General features: G+C 36.3%; 20 protein-coding genes. 3 read left to right on the top strand and 17 right to left on the bottom strand.

Annotation, left to right across the window (positions count from 1 at the left end; all coding sequences use genetic code 11):
* Nucleotides 1–35 precede the first annotated feature (35 nt).
* The 6 genes from phnF to scpA all read right to left on the bottom strand — a co-directional run bounded on the left by phnF (nt 36) and on the right by scpA (nt 5,296).
* On the bottom strand, nt 36–767 hold the full coding sequence (gene phnF, locus COL05_RS02370; RefSeq protein ID WP_002194085.1) for a phosphonate metabolism transcriptional regulator PhnF: 732 nt from the start codon (nt 765–767) through the stop codon (nt 36–38).
* Nucleotides 697–1,485 (bottom strand): glucosamine-6-phosphate deaminase, encoded by a 789-nt coding sequence (gene nagB / locus COL05_RS02365; RefSeq protein ID WP_098667427.1) that lies wholly within the window; start codon nt 1,483–1,485, stop codon nt 697–699. The genes phnF and nagB overlap by 71 nt, the downstream gene beginning before the upstream one ends.
* Before the next feature lie 4 nt (nt 1,486–1,489).
* The gene (gene nagA, locus COL05_RS02360) at nt 1,490–2,632 is read right to left on the bottom strand and encodes an N-acetylglucosamine-6-phosphate deacetylase (RefSeq protein ID WP_011040636.1); all 1,143 of its coding nucleotides are present in this window, start codon (nt 2,630–2,632) and stop codon (nt 1,490–1,492) included.
* 208 nt (nt 2,633–2,840) lie between these two features.
* A complete protein-coding gene (locus tag COL05_RS02355; protein ID WP_098667426.1) occupies nt 2,841–3,743 on the bottom strand; it encodes a ComEC/Rec2 family competence protein in 903 nt (300 codons plus the stop codon).
* Nucleotides 3,744–3,821: 78 nt separating this feature from the next.
* The gene (gene scpB, locus COL05_RS02350) at nt 3,822–4,394 is read right to left on the bottom strand and encodes a segregation/condensation protein ScpB (RefSeq protein ID WP_000376225.1); all 573 of its coding nucleotides are present in this window, start codon (nt 4,392–4,394) and stop codon (nt 3,822–3,824) included.
* A gap of 158 nt (nt 4,395–4,552) precedes the next feature.
* Nucleotides 4,553–5,296 (bottom strand): segregation/condensation protein A, encoded by a 744-nt coding sequence (gene scpA, locus COL05_RS02340; RefSeq protein WP_001199758.1) that lies wholly within the window; start codon nt 5,294–5,296, stop codon nt 4,553–4,555.
* 169 nt (nt 5,297–5,465) lie between these two features.
* Here scpA and COL05_RS02335 point away from each other — a divergent pair, with 169 nt between their 5' ends.
* Together COL05_RS02335 and COL05_RS02330 are read left to right on the top strand one after the other, a co-directional pair.
* The gene (locus tag COL05_RS02335) at nt 5,466–5,561 is read left to right on the top strand and encodes a YjcZ family sporulation protein (RefSeq protein WP_000510194.1); all 96 of its coding nucleotides are present in this window, start codon (nt 5,466–5,468) and stop codon (nt 5,559–5,561) included.
* Nucleotides 5,562–5,658: 97 nt separating this feature from the next.
* Complete coding sequence (locus COL05_RS02330; RefSeq protein WP_098667425.1) at nt 5,659–6,177, top strand: DUF309 domain-containing protein; 519 nt, start codon at nt 5,659–5,661, stop codon at nt 6,175–6,177.
* 20 nt (nt 6,178–6,197) lie between these two features.
* Here the strand turns inward: COL05_RS02330 and ribT are convergent, their stop codons facing one another.
* The 3 genes from ribT to COL05_RS02315 form a co-directional block, all read right to left on the bottom strand.
* Nucleotides 6,198–6,566: a GNAT family N-acetyltransferase RibT gene (ribT, locus tag COL05_RS02325; RefSeq protein WP_060632142.1), complete on the bottom strand. Its 369-nt coding sequence runs from the start codon at nt 6,564–6,566 to the stop codon at nt 6,198–6,200.
* A 67-nt stretch (nt 6,567–6,633) separates the two neighbouring features.
* Entirely contained in the window at nt 6,634–6,816 is a 183-nt protein-coding gene (locus COL05_RS31665; RefSeq protein ID WP_142337321.1) for a hypothetical protein, read from the bottom strand.
* A 218-nt stretch (nt 6,817–7,034) separates the two neighbouring features.
* Nucleotides 7,035–7,472 (bottom strand): peptidylprolyl isomerase, encoded by a 438-nt coding sequence (locus COL05_RS02315; RefSeq protein ID WP_000853783.1) that lies wholly within the window; start codon nt 7,470–7,472, stop codon nt 7,035–7,037.
* A 187-nt stretch (nt 7,473–7,659) separates the two neighbouring features.
* Between COL05_RS02315 and COL05_RS02310 the strand changes: the two genes are divergently transcribed.
* Entirely contained in the window at nt 7,660–8,526 is an 867-nt protein-coding gene (locus tag COL05_RS02310; protein ID WP_000850502.1) for a DUF1002 domain-containing protein, read from the top strand.
* A gap of 30 nt (nt 8,527–8,556) precedes the next feature.
* Here the strand turns inward: COL05_RS02310 and COL05_RS02305 are convergent, their stop codons facing one another.
* The 8 genes from COL05_RS02305 to spoVAA all read right to left on the bottom strand — a co-directional run bounded on the left by COL05_RS02305 (nt 8,557) and on the right by spoVAA (nt 14,377).
* The gene (locus tag COL05_RS02305) at nt 8,557–9,360 is read right to left on the bottom strand and encodes a Cof-type HAD-IIB family hydrolase (RefSeq protein WP_142337320.1); all 804 of its coding nucleotides are present in this window, start codon (nt 9,358–9,360) and stop codon (nt 8,557–8,559) included.
* 96 nt (nt 9,361–9,456) lie between these two features.
* On the bottom strand, nt 9,457–10,929 hold the full coding sequence (spoVAF, locus tag COL05_RS02300; RefSeq protein ID WP_098667422.1) for a spore germination protein SpoVAF: 1,473 nt from the start codon (nt 10,927–10,929) through the stop codon (nt 9,457–9,459).
* The gene (gene spoVAEA / locus COL05_RS02295) at nt 10,916–11,485 is read right to left on the bottom strand and encodes a stage V sporulation protein SpoVABEA (protein WP_048530877.1); all 570 of its coding nucleotides are present in this window, start codon (nt 11,483–11,485) and stop codon (nt 10,916–10,918) included. Before spoVAEA ends, spoVAF begins: the two co-directional genes overlap by 14 nt.
* A 5-nt stretch (nt 11,486–11,490) precedes the next feature.
* Nucleotides 11,491–11,841 carry a stage V sporulation protein AE gene (gene spoVAE, locus COL05_RS02290; protein ID WP_098667421.1) on the bottom strand — a complete coding sequence of 117 codons (351 nt, stop codon included), beginning with the start codon at nt 11,839–11,841 and terminating at the stop codon, nt 11,491–11,493.
* Nucleotides 11,842–11,844: 3 nt separating this feature from the next.
* Nucleotides 11,845–12,861, bottom strand: a complete 1,017-nt coding sequence (spoVAD, locus tag COL05_RS02285) for a stage V sporulation protein AD (protein WP_098667420.1) — start codon at nt 12,859–12,861, stop codon at nt 11,845–11,847.
* 13 nt (nt 12,862–12,874) lie between these two features.
* Nucleotides 12,875–13,333: a stage V sporulation protein AC gene (spoVAC, locus tag COL05_RS02280; RefSeq protein WP_098667419.1), complete on the bottom strand. Its 459-nt coding sequence runs from the start codon at nt 13,331–13,333 to the stop codon at nt 12,875–12,877.
* A 14-nt stretch (nt 13,334–13,347) separates the two neighbouring features.
* Nucleotides 13,348–13,764 carry a stage V sporulation protein SpoVAB gene (gene spoVAB / locus COL05_RS02275; RefSeq protein ID WP_098667418.1) on the bottom strand — a complete coding sequence of 139 codons (417 nt, stop codon included), beginning with the start codon at nt 13,762–13,764 and terminating at the stop codon, nt 13,348–13,350.
* Nucleotides 13,757–14,377, bottom strand: a complete 621-nt coding sequence (spoVAA, locus tag COL05_RS02270) for a stage V sporulation protein SpoVAA (protein WP_098667417.1) — start codon at nt 14,375–14,377, stop codon at nt 13,757–13,759. Before spoVAA ends, spoVAB begins: the two co-directional genes overlap by 8 nt.
* Nucleotides 14,378–14,441 lie beyond the last annotated feature (64 nt).

The following is a 14,441-nucleotide window of genomic DNA, read 5'->3' as shown; positions in this document are numbered from 1 at the left end:
TTTGACATTTACTGTACTTCACAAACTGAAATATATTATTTGTTACGTGCGATGTTTGTAATAAACTTATAACGATCCCCACGATAAATACATTTCACATACTCTAACGGTACTTCACCTTCTGAATATGACCATTGACGCATTACAAGCACTGGCGCCTTTTTAGGAATATGCAGATGTTCCGCTTCATTATCGGTTGCAATTGAAGCTTCAATTGATTGAGTAGCGCTAACAAGTTTAAAGCCCAGTTTTTTCTCTAAATGTTCATATAAAGATTGTTGCAATATTTCTTCGTTAATATCTTTTACAAGAGCTGGCGACAAATATGTCGTCTCAAAAGCAATCGGTTCATCATCAGCTAAGCGAATACGCCTCACTTCATAAACCGACTCTCCCTCCTGTATTCTCAGCCGATCTGCTATTTTCGCAGTAGCTGGAACGAGGCGGAAACTTAGTAATTGACTACTCGGGTTCATCCCGCGAGAAATCATATCTTCTGTGAATCCCGTCATTCCTTGCAATTTTTGTTCCACTTTCGGAAGTTGGACAAACGTACCGATTCCACGTTTCCGATATAAATAACCTTGTTCCACTAAATTATTAATCGCCTGTCTGATTGTCATACGACTCACTTCGAACTTATCACAAAGTTCATTCTCAGATGGGATTTTATCTCCCGGCTTCCATTCGCCGTCCTCAATTAGCTGTTTCACCCACTCTTGAATCTGATAATAGATCGGAAATGGTGAATACTTGTCGATGTTCATCAGCAATCGCCTCACTGCATAAAGATAGAGCTTCTTGATCAGCGATTACGGTTACATTCGGATGACGTTGTAAAACTGTAGCAGGACACGCTTCACTATAATCACCTTGCAATAATTCTTTAACAGCTTCTGCCTTTTTAGCACCCATAGCAACAAGTAGAATTTGTTTCGCTTTCATAATGCTTCCAATTCCCATTGTAATTGCATGAGTTGGCACATCTTCTTCTTTTTCGAAGAAGCGAAGGTTTGCTTGGCGTGTAGATTCTGTTAATTCAACAATGTTTGTTGGAGAATTAAACGGTGTTCCTGGCTCGTTAAATCCGATGTGACCGTTTTCACCGATTCCAAGAATCTGTAGGTCAACTGGGTTAGCAGCTAGAATGCCCTCATAACGTTTGCACTCTTCCTCTAAATCACTTGCCATCCCGTTTGGTACATAAGTTTGTTTAAATGGAAGATGATCAAACAACTGTTCTTGCATGAAATAATGATAGCTGTTTTTATCTTCATGTGGTAAATTTACGTACTCATCTAAGTTTACAGTGGTTACACGGCTTGTATCAAGTTTATTTTTTCGCATTTCTGCATAAATACCTAATGGAGAGCTTCCTGTAGCCATTCCTAATGTTGGATTTTCTTTTGTTTTTACAACTTCTTCAATTAATTTATAACCTGCTTCTGCTAGTTCTTCTGGAGTTTTTACAACAAGAATATTCATTTCATTACTTCCCTTCCTTCATATGAATTCCTAAACGAACCGTATCATATACATGTAAATCTTCATTCATCACAACAAAGTCTGCATCTTTTCCTACCGCTAACGCACCTTTATTATTTAATCCAAACTCTTCTGCTTGGTTCACTGATGTCATTAGTACTGCTTCTTCGATTGAACAGCCTGTAAATTCAATTACATTTCGGAAAGCTTGATCCATTTTTAGAATACTACCAGCTAACGTTCCATCTTCTAATCGGGCACTACCATCTTTTACATGTACGGGCTGTCCGCCAAGCTCATATAATCCATCTTCAAGACCTTTTGCACGCATTGCGTCAGTAATAACACTTACTTTTTTCGGTCCTTTTAATTTATATGCTAATTTCACCATATCAGGGTGAATGTGAATACCATCTGTAATTACTTCAACCATTACATCTGGATTTAATAACACATGACCAACAACTCCTGGTTCACGGTGATGTAATCCACGCATTTGGTTGTATAAATGCGTTGCATGTGTAATGTTTCTATTTTTTAGTTGTGCATCAATCGCATCTGTATGCCCCATTGTGCCAACAACACCAGTTTCAGCAAGATACTGCTCAAACTCTAACGCGCCTTCTTCTTCAGGTGCATATGTTACTAATTTGATTAAATTCCCGCTCGCTTCCTGCCATTGTTTAAATTGTTCAATATTCGCAGGAACAATGTGTTCAAGTGGTTGTGCACCTGCACGTTTTTTTGAAACATACGGTCCTTCTAAGTGAATGTATTCGAAATGTGCTCCTTTTTCTTTCGCTTCTTTCGCAGCATGTAGTGCTGCTTCGATTGCTTCTGGAGCTTGTGTCATTGTTGTTGGGAAGTAAGTTGTAACTCCTTCTTTTAACATTTCTTTACCTAGAGTTACTAACCCATCGCTATTTGCATCCATCGCATCAATATCGTATCCACCATGAATATGAACATCAATCATACCTGGAATTACAATCTTCCCTGCCGCATCTAAAACTGCTTCATTTTCTTGTGATACATATTGAGCCATCAAACCAATTTCTTTAATTGTTTCTGCGTAACGAATAAATCCGTTTTCCACTACTTCTTGACCTGTATAAATTTTGGCATTGATGACAACTTGCGTTTTCATTTTCATCGATCCTTTCCCATGAAATACCTACTTGTTATTATTACCTTATTCGCCTAATTCCATCTTAATATATGCACGAGTAGTTGTCTATACATTCTAATGAAATTTCCTCTTTGTTTAACAAAAAGGAAGCTTAATACGTCTCTCGCAATTATAATATATGTTATTCATTTTTTCCAAAAAGGAACAATGTCATCTATCGTATGAATCACTTAAGTAATGGCATTAATCCACTAGAACCTATTGTAATATGTTCACCGTCTGTTTCCATTTCTACTGTACGTTTATTCGTTCCATACATCATTATACCGTGTCGTTTTAACCGTCTCACAACACTTTGGTGTGGATGTCCATACGGATTTCTGCTACCGTAAGAAAGAATTGCGAACTGCGGTTCTACCTTCTTTATAAACCTTTCACTTGTTGAAGTATATGAGCCATGATGTCCTACCTTTAACACATCTGCATGTACATCAAATTGCTTTAATATTTCAGTTTCCGTCCGCACATCAGCATCACCCATTAGTAAAAAATCTGCCTTACCATACCGGATCTTTAATACAATTGAAGATTCATTATTTTCATCTTTGGACTTTCCGTTGTTTAATACTTGTATGGAAACATGCGGATCTAGCGGTATGTGTTGGCCCTCTTTTACTGAAATGAAAGGGATTCCCCTTTTCTTTATATTATTTCGATACGTATGATAAGTAAGAGAACTATATGTTTTTCCACTATCTAATATAAGTGATACCGGCATTTGCTCTACAATCGGAATGAGCCCTCCTATATGATCCATATCAGGATGAGTACTGACGATAGCATCTAAATGATTAATCCCTTTTTCAATTAATTTTTGGATAATAACCTCACCAGCTTCATAAGGTCCCCCATCTATTAACATCGTTTGTCCATTTGGCAATGTAATAAGTGTTGCATCACCTTGTCCTACTTTTAAGAAACTCACTTTCATTTTACCAAAATGTTGCCGCTGCATATGTAAAGGAGACGCAGTATGAATAGACATCATATACCTTTTGGCTGATGCACTATTTAAAGAAAAGCATAACAAAACAGAAACTAATATTAAAACACTTCGCATACCTCTCATAACTCGTCTCCTTTTTTCAATTAGTATGGCACGGTATATGATTGATATACAAAAAAAGCTTAGCAAAATGCTAAGCTTTTATTTCGATATCTCTTGTAAAGAACCGAAGAATAAATCCGCTTCATTCATTTGTTCGTTTTCTTCAGAAAGCGGAGGCAAATCATCTAATGTTTTTAATCCAAACGTGTCCAAAAATTCTTTCGTTGTTCCATATAAAATAGGACGCCCTGGCCCTTCTGCTCTTCCCATTTCTTTTATAAGTAAGTGTGATACTAACGTTTGTAACGCCTTATCAGTTTTTACTCCTCTAATCTCTTCCATTTCAGTTCTTGTAATCGGTTGGCGATATGCAACAATCGCTAACGTTTCTAGAGCCGCCTGAGAGAGTGAAGCAGCTGTTGGGATCTCTATTAGTTTTTGATAGTAAGACGCATGTTCTTTCTTTGTAGCAAAACGATATACTTTTGCATACTGTACAATTTGTAAACCGCGGTGTGCACCTTCACATTCTTTTTGCATTTCTTCTAAAATATCGATTACTTCGTTTCCTTCAATTTCAAGGACTTTCGCTATTTGTTCTGGATAAATCCCTTCATCACCAGAAACAAATAAAAGCCCTTCAATGATTGATTTCTGTTCTGTTCTATCCATTTTACGAGCTCCTTCCTCCTATTTTCTCCATAAAAATACACATCAAAAAACCGAATCACAATCAATGCGTTCGGTTCAATATTTTTTCTCTTGTTCCAAACGATACATTCAAACCTAGCATGAGATATCATATTTCTATCTCATTTTCCATACTAACTCTATGCTGATTTAGTATAGCTTGATACGAAAATCTCATCAAAATTATGTTCTTGTTCAATTATGATTTGTTGATTTTTCATAAGCTCAAGAACCGCTAAAAATGTTACAACCATTATTTCCCGTTCATCATCAACAAACAAATCATAAAAACTTTGACGACCACCTTGTATTTCTAACTGCTTTAAAATATCAGTCATGCGCTGTTCAATTGGTATTTCTTGACGAGTAATACGTGTTGTTACAGGTTTCTTTGCTTTTTTTCGGCGCATTAATTTTTGAAATGCCGCTAGCATATCATATAACGTAACATCAAGAGGCAAATTCGTCTCCTCTTCTTGTTGCAACGATGTAAAATCAATTGGCGGACGTGTATATAGCTGTGCTCTTTCTTGTTCTCTTTCTTTTAGCTCAGTAGCAACTTGCTTATATTTCTTATATTCAATTAACCTCTCCATCAATTCTTGACGAGGATCATCTATAAAGTCATCACCGTTATCAAGTACATCTTCTTCATGTTTCGGCAACAACATTTTACTTTTAATTTGTAATAACGTTGCAGCCATTACTAAATACTCACTTGCAACATCTAATTGTAATTCTTTCATCGTATGAACATAAGATAAATATTGCTCTGTAATTTCCGCTACAGGAATATTATATATGTCAATCTCATAACGATGTATTAAATGTAACAATAAATCTAAAGGACCTTCAAAAGCCTCTACTTTAAAATTATACTGCACAAAGCATCCCACCACATTTTTTCTATAACAACATAAGTATAGAGCATACTCATGTTCTATCCAACCTTTTTAAGAAATTTAATTAAAAATAGACCGATGCCTATGTCATCATGCCCACCACTTCATATGATAACAGTGTAGTAAGAACAATGTAGGAGGTCAAAAAACTATGGGTCACGTTGATTGCGGTTTTAGCGGTGGGTTCGCATTACTTGTTGTATTGTTTATTTTACTAATTATTGTAGGGGCAGCTTGCTTCTGCTAATATGAACAATAACGGCTAGGGAAAACTCCCTAGTCGTTTATTGTTCATATTTCTATGATACACTTGTATTTATAACCGTTAAACAGGGGTGAAGAGAATGTATCCTACCGAATACATACAATTTTTAATTCATTTTCACGGAGATTATGATTATTTTGAATGTCACGAAATACTGGAAGAATATTGGAAGACAAAACCAAGAGGAAATCGTGATAATTATTTAGTCGGTCTTATTCAAATTGCAGTTTCTTTATACCATCAAAGACGCTCTAACTCGAATGGCGCAGAGAAGATGATGAAAAGCGCCATAACGATTTTAGAAAAAAACAATGAACCTTTACTACATTTAGGAATCAATCAGGCACAACTTCTATCTTTACTCAAGGATAGATTACAATCTATACAGAAAGAAGAAGGGTTTACACCATTATTTTTACCATTATCAGATACTGCATTAGAAAAGCACTGCATGGAATTATGTCAGAAACAAAATCTCCCTTGGAAAGACGTGAATGCTACTTCTAATGAATTTATAATACATAAGCACACATTACGTGATCGAACAGAAGTCATCGCTGAACGAAACGAACAATTACAAAAAAGAAAGCAGAGATAATAAACTACTTATCTCTGCTTTCACGAATGTATATTTTGTTCAAGCCCTTTACACTTTTTGCAAAAACTTGCTGTTTGCTCATTTCCGCAAATTGTAAACTCAAGAAATTTACTCTTTAACTCTTGAACCATCTTCGTCCCAATACCCATATGACGGTGAGACGGGTTCACACTCAAATGTTGAATTTCCAAAACTTGATTTTCTTTTTTTACAATCCCCATTATCCCAACAAAATCTTCGTTTTGTTTCCACAAATACAATTGCCAATCATCCTTTGCTTCATACTCTTTCATAGTCAATTGTAATGTTTTCACATCTTTTTCTGTTGGCATAAATGAAAGAAGCCCCATTGCAATCTTTTCATAACTTTTTTTAAAACGAATTAACATAACCCTTATCCCTTCTTACAAAAGTTACAAACTATTAATCCCCTCAACCTCTCTTTTCATATCACATTCATTTTACAATATTTTCAACAGAGTGAGAAGGGCTTAAAGCAACTTGATAATCATACAAAGCGAAAAGAAGAAAGTCAAATATATGTTTCAGTACTATTTTTTCTAAGTAGATAAAAGAAGAAACGCTGTTATATAAAAGTGAAAAGACACATCCACCGCTCATTATCACTTCACGATTCATCACCTTAGAGCAAATGAATTCTAGCAACATTAATGTAAAAAATATTTATTGAAACATGTAATCTAATGTATTCTATGTAGTTTGGTAAAATTTCGTTCTCATAAGCGACATATTTTCACTACAATAACAGTACTACTTGTATCATGCACTGCAAACAAAATACCGATTCCTATCAAAAAAAACAAAAAAGAGAGCAATAGCTCTCTTTCCTCATTAACTTATTCTTCCCAAACTTTAACTTCTTTCATTACATCACCTTGACGCATGTTTAATACTGTTTCAATACCGCTTGTTGCTTTACCGAATACAGTATGTACACCATCTAAATGCGGTTGTGGCTCATGAACGATAAAGAATTGGCTACCACCTGTGTTACGGCCAGCATGAGCCATAGAAAGTGATCCTACAAGGTGTCTATGAGGATTTCCATCAGTTTCACATGGGATAGAGTAACCTGGGCCACCTGCACCTGTTCCTGTTGGATCTCCACCTTGGCTTACGAAGCCAGGAATAACGCGGTGGAATGTCACACCATCATAAAATCCTTGCTCTGCTAGTTTTTTAAAGTTTTCTACTGTTTTTGGTGCCTCTTCTGGGAAAAATTCTAAATCGATTTTTTCACCATTTTCCATTAATATGTATCCTAAAGTTTTCATATGTATATGTCTCCTTTCAACTATCTCAGCACTATATTACCACATTCATGACTAGAAACAAAAAGAATCCGACAATCTACATACTTCTTTTTTGAAATGTGGAAAAAGCTAGGTGACAAATAAGAAATATATACTATAATAACTGTGTTGCCCGAAAATTTTAGAAAGAGAAAGGGAGCGATTTTTCGTGAAAACGAAATTACTAGCTCTGCTATTAGCTGTAGCTGTATTTATTATGCCAACAGCTTCGTTTGCAGACATCATCGAGGGAGAATCAATTGTTACACTAGGAGAAAACTTGTCTGAACAACAAAAACAAGATCTGTTAAAAGAAATGAAAGCACCAAAAGATGCTACAATCATTACTGTGTCTAATGCGGAAGAACATAAATTTCTAGAAGGGATTGTTCCAAAGGCGCAAATTGGTACAAGAGCAATTTCCTCTTCTATGATCACATACACAAAGCCAGGATCTGGCCTTATTGTACGTTCAAAAAATATTAATTCAATAACAGATGCGATGTACACAAACGCACTTATTACAGCAGGTGTGAAAGATGCAGAAATTCAAATTACTGCACCATTTAAAGTTTCAGGAACTGCTGCTTTAACCGGTTTAATGAAAGCCTATGAGACAACATCGAACAAAGCAATTCCTGAGGAAGTAAAAAAAGTAGCCAATGAAGAAATGGTGCAAACATCCCAGCTCGGCGATAAAATTGGTGAAGAAAAAGCAGTTCAACTTGTTGCAAAAATTAAAGAAGAAATTGCCAAAGAGCAACCAAAAACGACTGAAGATTTACGTTCATTAATAAAAAAAATTGCGGACCAACTTGGTATTACATTAACGGATGAACAGTTAGATAACTTAGTTGCGCTATTTGATAAAATGAAAAATCTTAATATCGATTGGAATCAAGTTGGCAGTCAGTTAAATAAAGCAAAAGAACACGTTTCTGCCTTTTTAGGATCTGAAGAAGGGCAAAGTTTCCTAGATAAAGTGAAAGATTTCTTCTCAAGTATCATTGATTTTGTTAAATCGTTATTCAAGTAAAAAGAAGCTCGTCACTGACGAGCTTCTTTTTTATACAAGTAACGGTAATTTCATAATAGCTTCTTCAACTGAACGAACAATATGATTTGCCTTCTCCTTCACATATGGATGAGCATGGTGCAAAGTAAATGAATGCGGGGTTACTTCAAACATAGAAATATCATTGAAAGAATCTCCAATGCATGCAACCTCATTTGCTTCAATTTGCAAATGTTCCATTAGTCGCCTTAAAGCACTCCCTTTACTTACTCCCCTTGGCATAATGTCAACATAACGTTTACCAGACATAAAAACTTCCGCTTCACTCTGAAATGTATCTCGTAATTCTTGATCTAACGCTGCAATTGTCTCTTCTTCCCCAAAAACAAACAATTTCGCAGGATGTACAGTCTTACCAAATTCCTCTTCTAATGCTTCAATCTCAGCAATATGCACGCCCATATACGTTTCAAAATTATGATGATGTTCATTCTTTCTTTTTGTATACCGTTGCTCATTTGCACAAACAATATCTGCTAGTCCCTTTTTATGAATATATTGATATATTTCCTGGGCAATGCCATCTTCAAAACTTGATTCATGAAATATTTTTCCATCCGGCAGCAACATCGTCGCTCCATTTAAACTCGTTGTGTAATATGGGAATGCAAACCTATTTACGACTTCATCAATTCGATGAGTAAAACGGCCAGAGGCAAAACAAATATTTGTCCCTTTTTCAGCTAACCAACCAAGTGCACGTTCATCTTCTTTTTGCATATGATTCACATTGTAAACGAGCGTGTCATCTAAATCACTTACAAATAATTTAATCATGTCCTCTTCCCCTTCCATACACAATATCTACTCTAAGTTTACATGAAAAATGTTTGATTTTTGTTAAAAAACAATAAATTTTTGCTAAAAAAATAAACGGGTGTATACTCCCGTTTATTTTTGTCTTTTTACATTTTGAGGTCTTACGATACTTGGTCGTACTTTTAAACTAGACATCGTTGGACGGAGTAGAATTTTTGTTAATGCGCCCCAATCAAATGGTAAAAACGGCCATAAATAAGGTGTTTGTAAACTTTTTATAGACGTTAAAAATAAAATCAATATCGTCATACCAATTACAAATCCCATCTCATGGAAGAGACCTGTCAAAATAATAACAAACAATTTTCCAACCTTATTTCCGAGTCCCAATTCATAACTCGGTGTTGCATATGCACCGATCATAGAAACCGCAACATACAAAATAACTTCTGGTACAAACAAACCTACATCGATTGCTATTTGACCAATTAATATGGCGGAAATTAACCCTGCTGCAGACGATAACGGCGTTGGAGTATGAATGGCTGCCATCCTTAAAAACTCAAGTCCGACCTCTGCCATTATCACCTGTAATAAAATTGGTAAATGTGTCATCTTAGTCGGTCCAATAAAAGCAAGATTTTCTGGTAAAAGAGTTGGGTCAAATACAAACACTAACCAAAATGGTAGTAAAAACAAGGAGAATAAAACACCTAAAAAGCGTACCCAGCGTAAAAATGTCCCAACAGCTGGATTTTGTCTAAACTCTTCTGCATGCTGTAAATGATGGAAATATGTTGTTGGCGTAATCATAGCACTCGGTGATGTATCAACTAGTACTAGCACATGCCCTTCCAATAGATGGTTTGCCGCTACATCCGGTCTTTCTGTATACCGAATAAGCGGGAATGGGTTATAGCTTTGCTTTACAACAAATTCTTCCACTGTTTTATCCGCCATCGTAATGCCATCGACATCGATGTTATTTAATTCTTGTTTTATAATCTTTACTAAATCTGGATTTGCAACATCTTGTACATATGTAATACAAATATCCGTTTGTGATCTATCCCCTACTCGAATAATTTCATTTCGAAGACGTGGATCTCGAATTCTCCTACGAATTAATGCCGTATTTACAACGATATTTTCAACAAATCCATCCCTCGCACCCCGTACTACTTTTTCGGTATCTGGCTCTGTCGGTGTTCGCCCTGGATAACTACGAACATCTATCGCAAATGCTTCTGTTTCGCCCTCCACAAATATAACAATAAGCCCTGATAACGCTTGAACCATTACCTCATCCATCGTTTTCACTTTACTTACTTGCTGATGAATTAAACGATTCTCTAAGAGCTTTACTGTATCTTCTTCAACATCCCGAATTTCATTTGTATCCACAGCTTCTTCTAAAATAGGAATGATATAATTTGTATCACAAAGTCCATTTACGAATAACACCGCAATTTCTTTATTCAAAATTTGAAATTTACGAATACCAACATCAAATGTAACGCCTAATCCAACCGTTTGTTTTAAATAATTTTCATTGTCACTTATGAAAGTTGAAATAGGGATATCTATTTTTTTAGGCTTCGTCATAGAATCCACTCCTTTCCAAAATTAACTGAATTGCTTTTTTCGTAATTGGTGATCCTCTCTCCCATTCATCATTTCCACACATCTTCCCAATATCACCAATTCCAACGATAACAGGCACATTCAAATCGTCTAAACAATAAATTGTATCTCCGCTAATTCTGCCAATTTCACCATCTGGAAGTCCAAATTTATCAACACCATATTCCGTTAAGTTCCCATTCCGATCTACATTTACATCTACGCGTGCCCATTCCCAATGATGTGTATTAGACGCTACTGCCAAAATCCCAAGTACATCAATTTGTTTATGCGTAGCTACATATTTTAAAGCTTTTTCACCAGATCCTTCTCCAATAAATCCACTGTCATCAAACATGACAAATACAGGGTCATATGGCGTTTGCATAATAAGCTCAACAACTTTCTTCCCTGTCAATTTGGTTGGATTACTTTGTGACGCCGAAATACACCTTCCCCCAAATTCCTTCGTTAAAAGCTCAATTGTTCGCTTTGCATATTCATCTCCATCTGTGACCAAAATAACCCTTCGTCTCATTTGATTTATCCTTTCGGTTTACATATAATTGCTACAAAAAATGAAAATAATATCGCTGCAGAAATGCCTGCAGACGTTAAACTAAACATACCTATACCAATCCCTATATATCCGTGTTTTTCTGCCGCATGCATTGCTCCGTGTAATAGGGAATGTCCAAAACTTGTAATAGGAACTGTCGCACCAGCACCAGCAAACTTTATAAGCTTATCGTACAATCCGAATCCATCTAACACTGCTCCTATGACTACAAAGGTAGCCATCAAATGGGCTGGTGTTAACTTTGCGAGATCTAATAATATTTGTCCAATGACACAAATAGCGCCTCCTACAAGAAATGCATATATAAAATCCACAATTCACTCTCCCTTCACTCTCTCAAATACGACACCATGTGCAATCGTTGGAATTGTTTCTTTCTGCTGCATCATCATCGGACTTAATAACGCGCCAGTAGCAACAACAAAAATTCGTTGTAAGTTCCCTTTTTGCATCTCTCTTAATAAATGACCATATGTGACAACAGCTGAACAAGCACAACCACTACCACCGGCAAATACTTCTTCTTGACCGGAATTATAAATCATTAATCCGCAATCATTATATATATGCCCAATATCATAACCTTCTTCTAACAACAGTTGTTTCGCGATTGGTGTCCCAATAGCTGATAAATCACCGGTAACAATCAAATCATAATCATTGGCACTTCTCTTCAAATCTTCAAAGTGTTGCTGAATTGTATGAGCAGCGGCCGGTGCCATCGCCGACCCCATATCTAAAGGATTCGCAATTCCTAAATCTTGCACTTTTCCAATCGTAGCTGCCGTAATCTTAATGGCACTTTTTTCTTTACTAATTAATATGGATCCCGCACCTGTAACAGTCGAATTTGCTGTTCCTGGTTTTTGTCCTCCATACTCAGTTGGATAACGAAACTGTCTTTCAGCCGTTGCATTATGACTACTTACCGTCGCTAAAACACGATTTGCGAATCCACCGTCAATAAAGGCTGATCCGACCGCTAAAGTCTCCATCGAGGTCGCACAAGCGCTAAACATCCCTAAAAAGGGAATCTCCCACTTACGCGCAACATAATTTGCTGTCACTGTTTGATTTAATAAATCACCCGCTAAAAAGAAATCAATTTGTGATGTTTTGACATTTCCTTTTTCCAAAACTTGTTGAATCGAATCTGACATTAATCTTCGTTCAGCAAGCTCCCAGTTTTCCTCTCTGCAATGTAAATCATCATATGAAATATCAAAATCCTTTCCAAGAGGGCCTTCAGCTTCTTTTGGACCAACAGCAGTACCGGTTGCATTCACATAAATATCATTTTGAAATACCCACGTTTGTTTTCCTGTCAACCTCATATTAGCCCCTCCTTTAAGACATAAAAATTTTAAACGTATATCTTATTAACCCAATAACGTATGCCCCAACGACCCCAAAAACGATAACGCTTCCCGCTAGCTTAAACATGTTTGTAGCAATCCCTAGCACAATGCCTTCACTCTTATGTTCTAGCGCAGCGCTCGCCATAGAATTCGCAAATCCCGTAACAGGTACGGCCGATCCAGCTCCAGCAAATTGACCGATTTTATCATATACACCACAACCTGTTAAAATCGCCGATACTAATACAAGAGTTGCAACCGTTGGGTTTCCTGCCTCTTGTTCACTGAAATGAAAATAATGTATATAAAATTTCATCAATACTTCCCCGATTGTACAAATGAGTCCACCTACAAGAAATGCTTTAACGCAATTTATGAAATAATTTGGTTTCGGATGGTACTCCTTCACTTTATTTACGTAATCATCCTTTAGTTTTCGCCCTGTCATTTATATATCGCCTCCTACTTTACGAAATAAATCCAGTGAAACAACGAGCCTACTACTTTCCCAAGTACAAGAGCAACGAGTAAAACAACAATCTTCCCCTCTACCCCTACTCGTTTCGCTAAAATAGGTAGAACATTTAATACTTCTGTTAATGCTGCTGCCAGCATTCCAATAAATGTGCCACAAAATATACCTAATATAACAAGCCAATATTGCGATGTTTGAAATGTAATGTTTTTCAAACTACACCAAGCCCCTGTTAACGTACCTGCAATAACCGCCCACTCAAAATATTGAATGTGCTTTCCACTTCTCGTTAATTGAGCTAGCCGAGGGATTATACCAAGTACAGCTAAAAATGCGACATATCCGCTACCTACTGCAATTCCTCCCGCTAAACCAATTAGAATAACAAATCCAGACTCAATCATCGGCAAGTTGTTTCATATTGTCCTTGTTTTCATGAACAATTACATATTGGTCAAGTGATTGCTGGTATTGGAACATCTCCACTTCTAACGGACTCGGCTCTTCATTAATTCGCTTTTGAAATACATGATTAAAAAATAAGACCATACCTAACCCAAGACCTAACGAATACGGAATTTGAAATAAAAGTGGTTGCGCCTTAAATTCTCCCGTAATCATGTAATATAAACGTTGGTGTACTTGTTGCATACTTACATCTTCATGAAAATAAATGATCGCAAGAGCCGCTCCAATGAAAAGTAACAACCATACAAGTCCGAAGAAAATCGGATGTACTTTCTTTTTTTCATATATAATTTCAACAAGAGTTTGTCCAGAACCGAGTAAATTAATTTGTATATCGGCTGCTTTCCTTTGAATAATTTCAATTATTTTCATCACATCAATTACAACGTGCGTCTTATCATGCGCTGTTATTTTGTAAACTATCTCATCCTGTAACGACTGAACTACAAGAGCATCTCCTGCAAGTTGAGCAACATCACTCAGCTTTACTTCATACGTAGGAGAAACTTTTAATCGATTACGCATTTTAATATAAATTGTTTGTTCCAATTTTCATTCACCTCTTCACTCTTCCTCGTAGTTGTAGTATGGTTATTGAATTTTTTTCTAATAC

Origin of the sequence: Bacillus sp. AFS059628, assembly GCF_002571225.1 — a bacterium.
Lineage (GTDB): Bacteria > Bacillota > Bacilli > Bacillales > Bacillaceae_G > Bacillus_A.
This window is presented reverse-complemented; position numbering and strand designations above follow the sequence as displayed.

Coding starts and splice junctions, on each gene's coding strand:
- spoVAB (WP_098667418.1), bottom strand. CDS start 13,764: ATGATTGAGTCTGGATTTGTTATTCTAATTGGTTTAGCGGGAGGAATT.
- COL05_RS31665 (WP_142337321.1), bottom strand. CDS start 6,816: ATGAATCGTGAAGTGATAATGAGCGGTGGATGTGTCTTTTCACTTTTA.
- spoVAC (WP_098667419.1), bottom strand. CDS start 13,333: ATGACAGGGCGAAAACTAAAGGATGATTACGTAAATAAAGTGAAGGAG.
- spoVAD (WP_098667420.1), bottom strand. CDS start 12,861: ATGAGGTTGACAGGAAAACAAACGTGGGTATTTCAAAATGATATTTAT.
- nagA (WP_011040636.1), bottom strand. CDS start 2,632: ATGAAAACGCAAGTTGTCATCAATGCCAAAATTTATACAGGTCAAGAA.
- nagB (WP_098667427.1), bottom strand. CDS start 1,485: ATGAATATTCTTGTTGTAAAAACTCCAGAAGAACTAGCAGAAGCAGGT.
- COL05_RS02335 (WP_000510194.1), top strand. CDS start 5,466: ATGGGTCACGTTGATTGCGGTTTTAGCGGTGGGTTCGCATTACTTGTT.
- phnF (WP_002194085.1), bottom strand. CDS start 767: ATGAACATCGACAAGTATTCACCATTTCCGATCTATTATCAGATTCAA.
- COL05_RS02315 (WP_000853783.1), bottom strand. CDS start 7,472: ATGAAAACTTTAGGATACATATTAATGGAAAATGGTGAAAAAATCGAT.
- spoVAF (WP_098667422.1), bottom strand. CDS start 10,929: ATGACGAAGCCTAAAAAAATAGATATCCCTATTTCAACTTTCATAAGT.
- ribT (WP_060632142.1), bottom strand. CDS start 6,566: ATGTTAATTCGTTTTAAAAAAAGTTATGAAAAGATTGCAATGGGGCTT.
- COL05_RS02330 (WP_098667425.1), top strand. CDS start 5,659: ATGTATCCTACCGAATACATACAATTTTTAATTCATTTTCACGGAGAT.
- COL05_RS02355 (WP_098667426.1), bottom strand. CDS start 3,743: ATGAGAGGTATGCGAAGTGTTTTAATATTAGTTTCTGTTTTGTTATGC.
- scpB (WP_000376225.1), bottom strand. CDS start 4,394: ATGGATAGAACAGAACAGAAATCAATCATTGAAGGGCTTTTATTTGTT.
- spoVAEA (WP_048530877.1), bottom strand. CDS start 11,485: ATGAGACGAAGGGTTATTTTGGTCACAGATGGAGATGAATATGCAAAG.
- COL05_RS02305 (WP_142337320.1), bottom strand. CDS start 9,360: ATGGAAGGGGAAGAGGACATGATTAAATTATTTGTAAGTGATTTAGAT.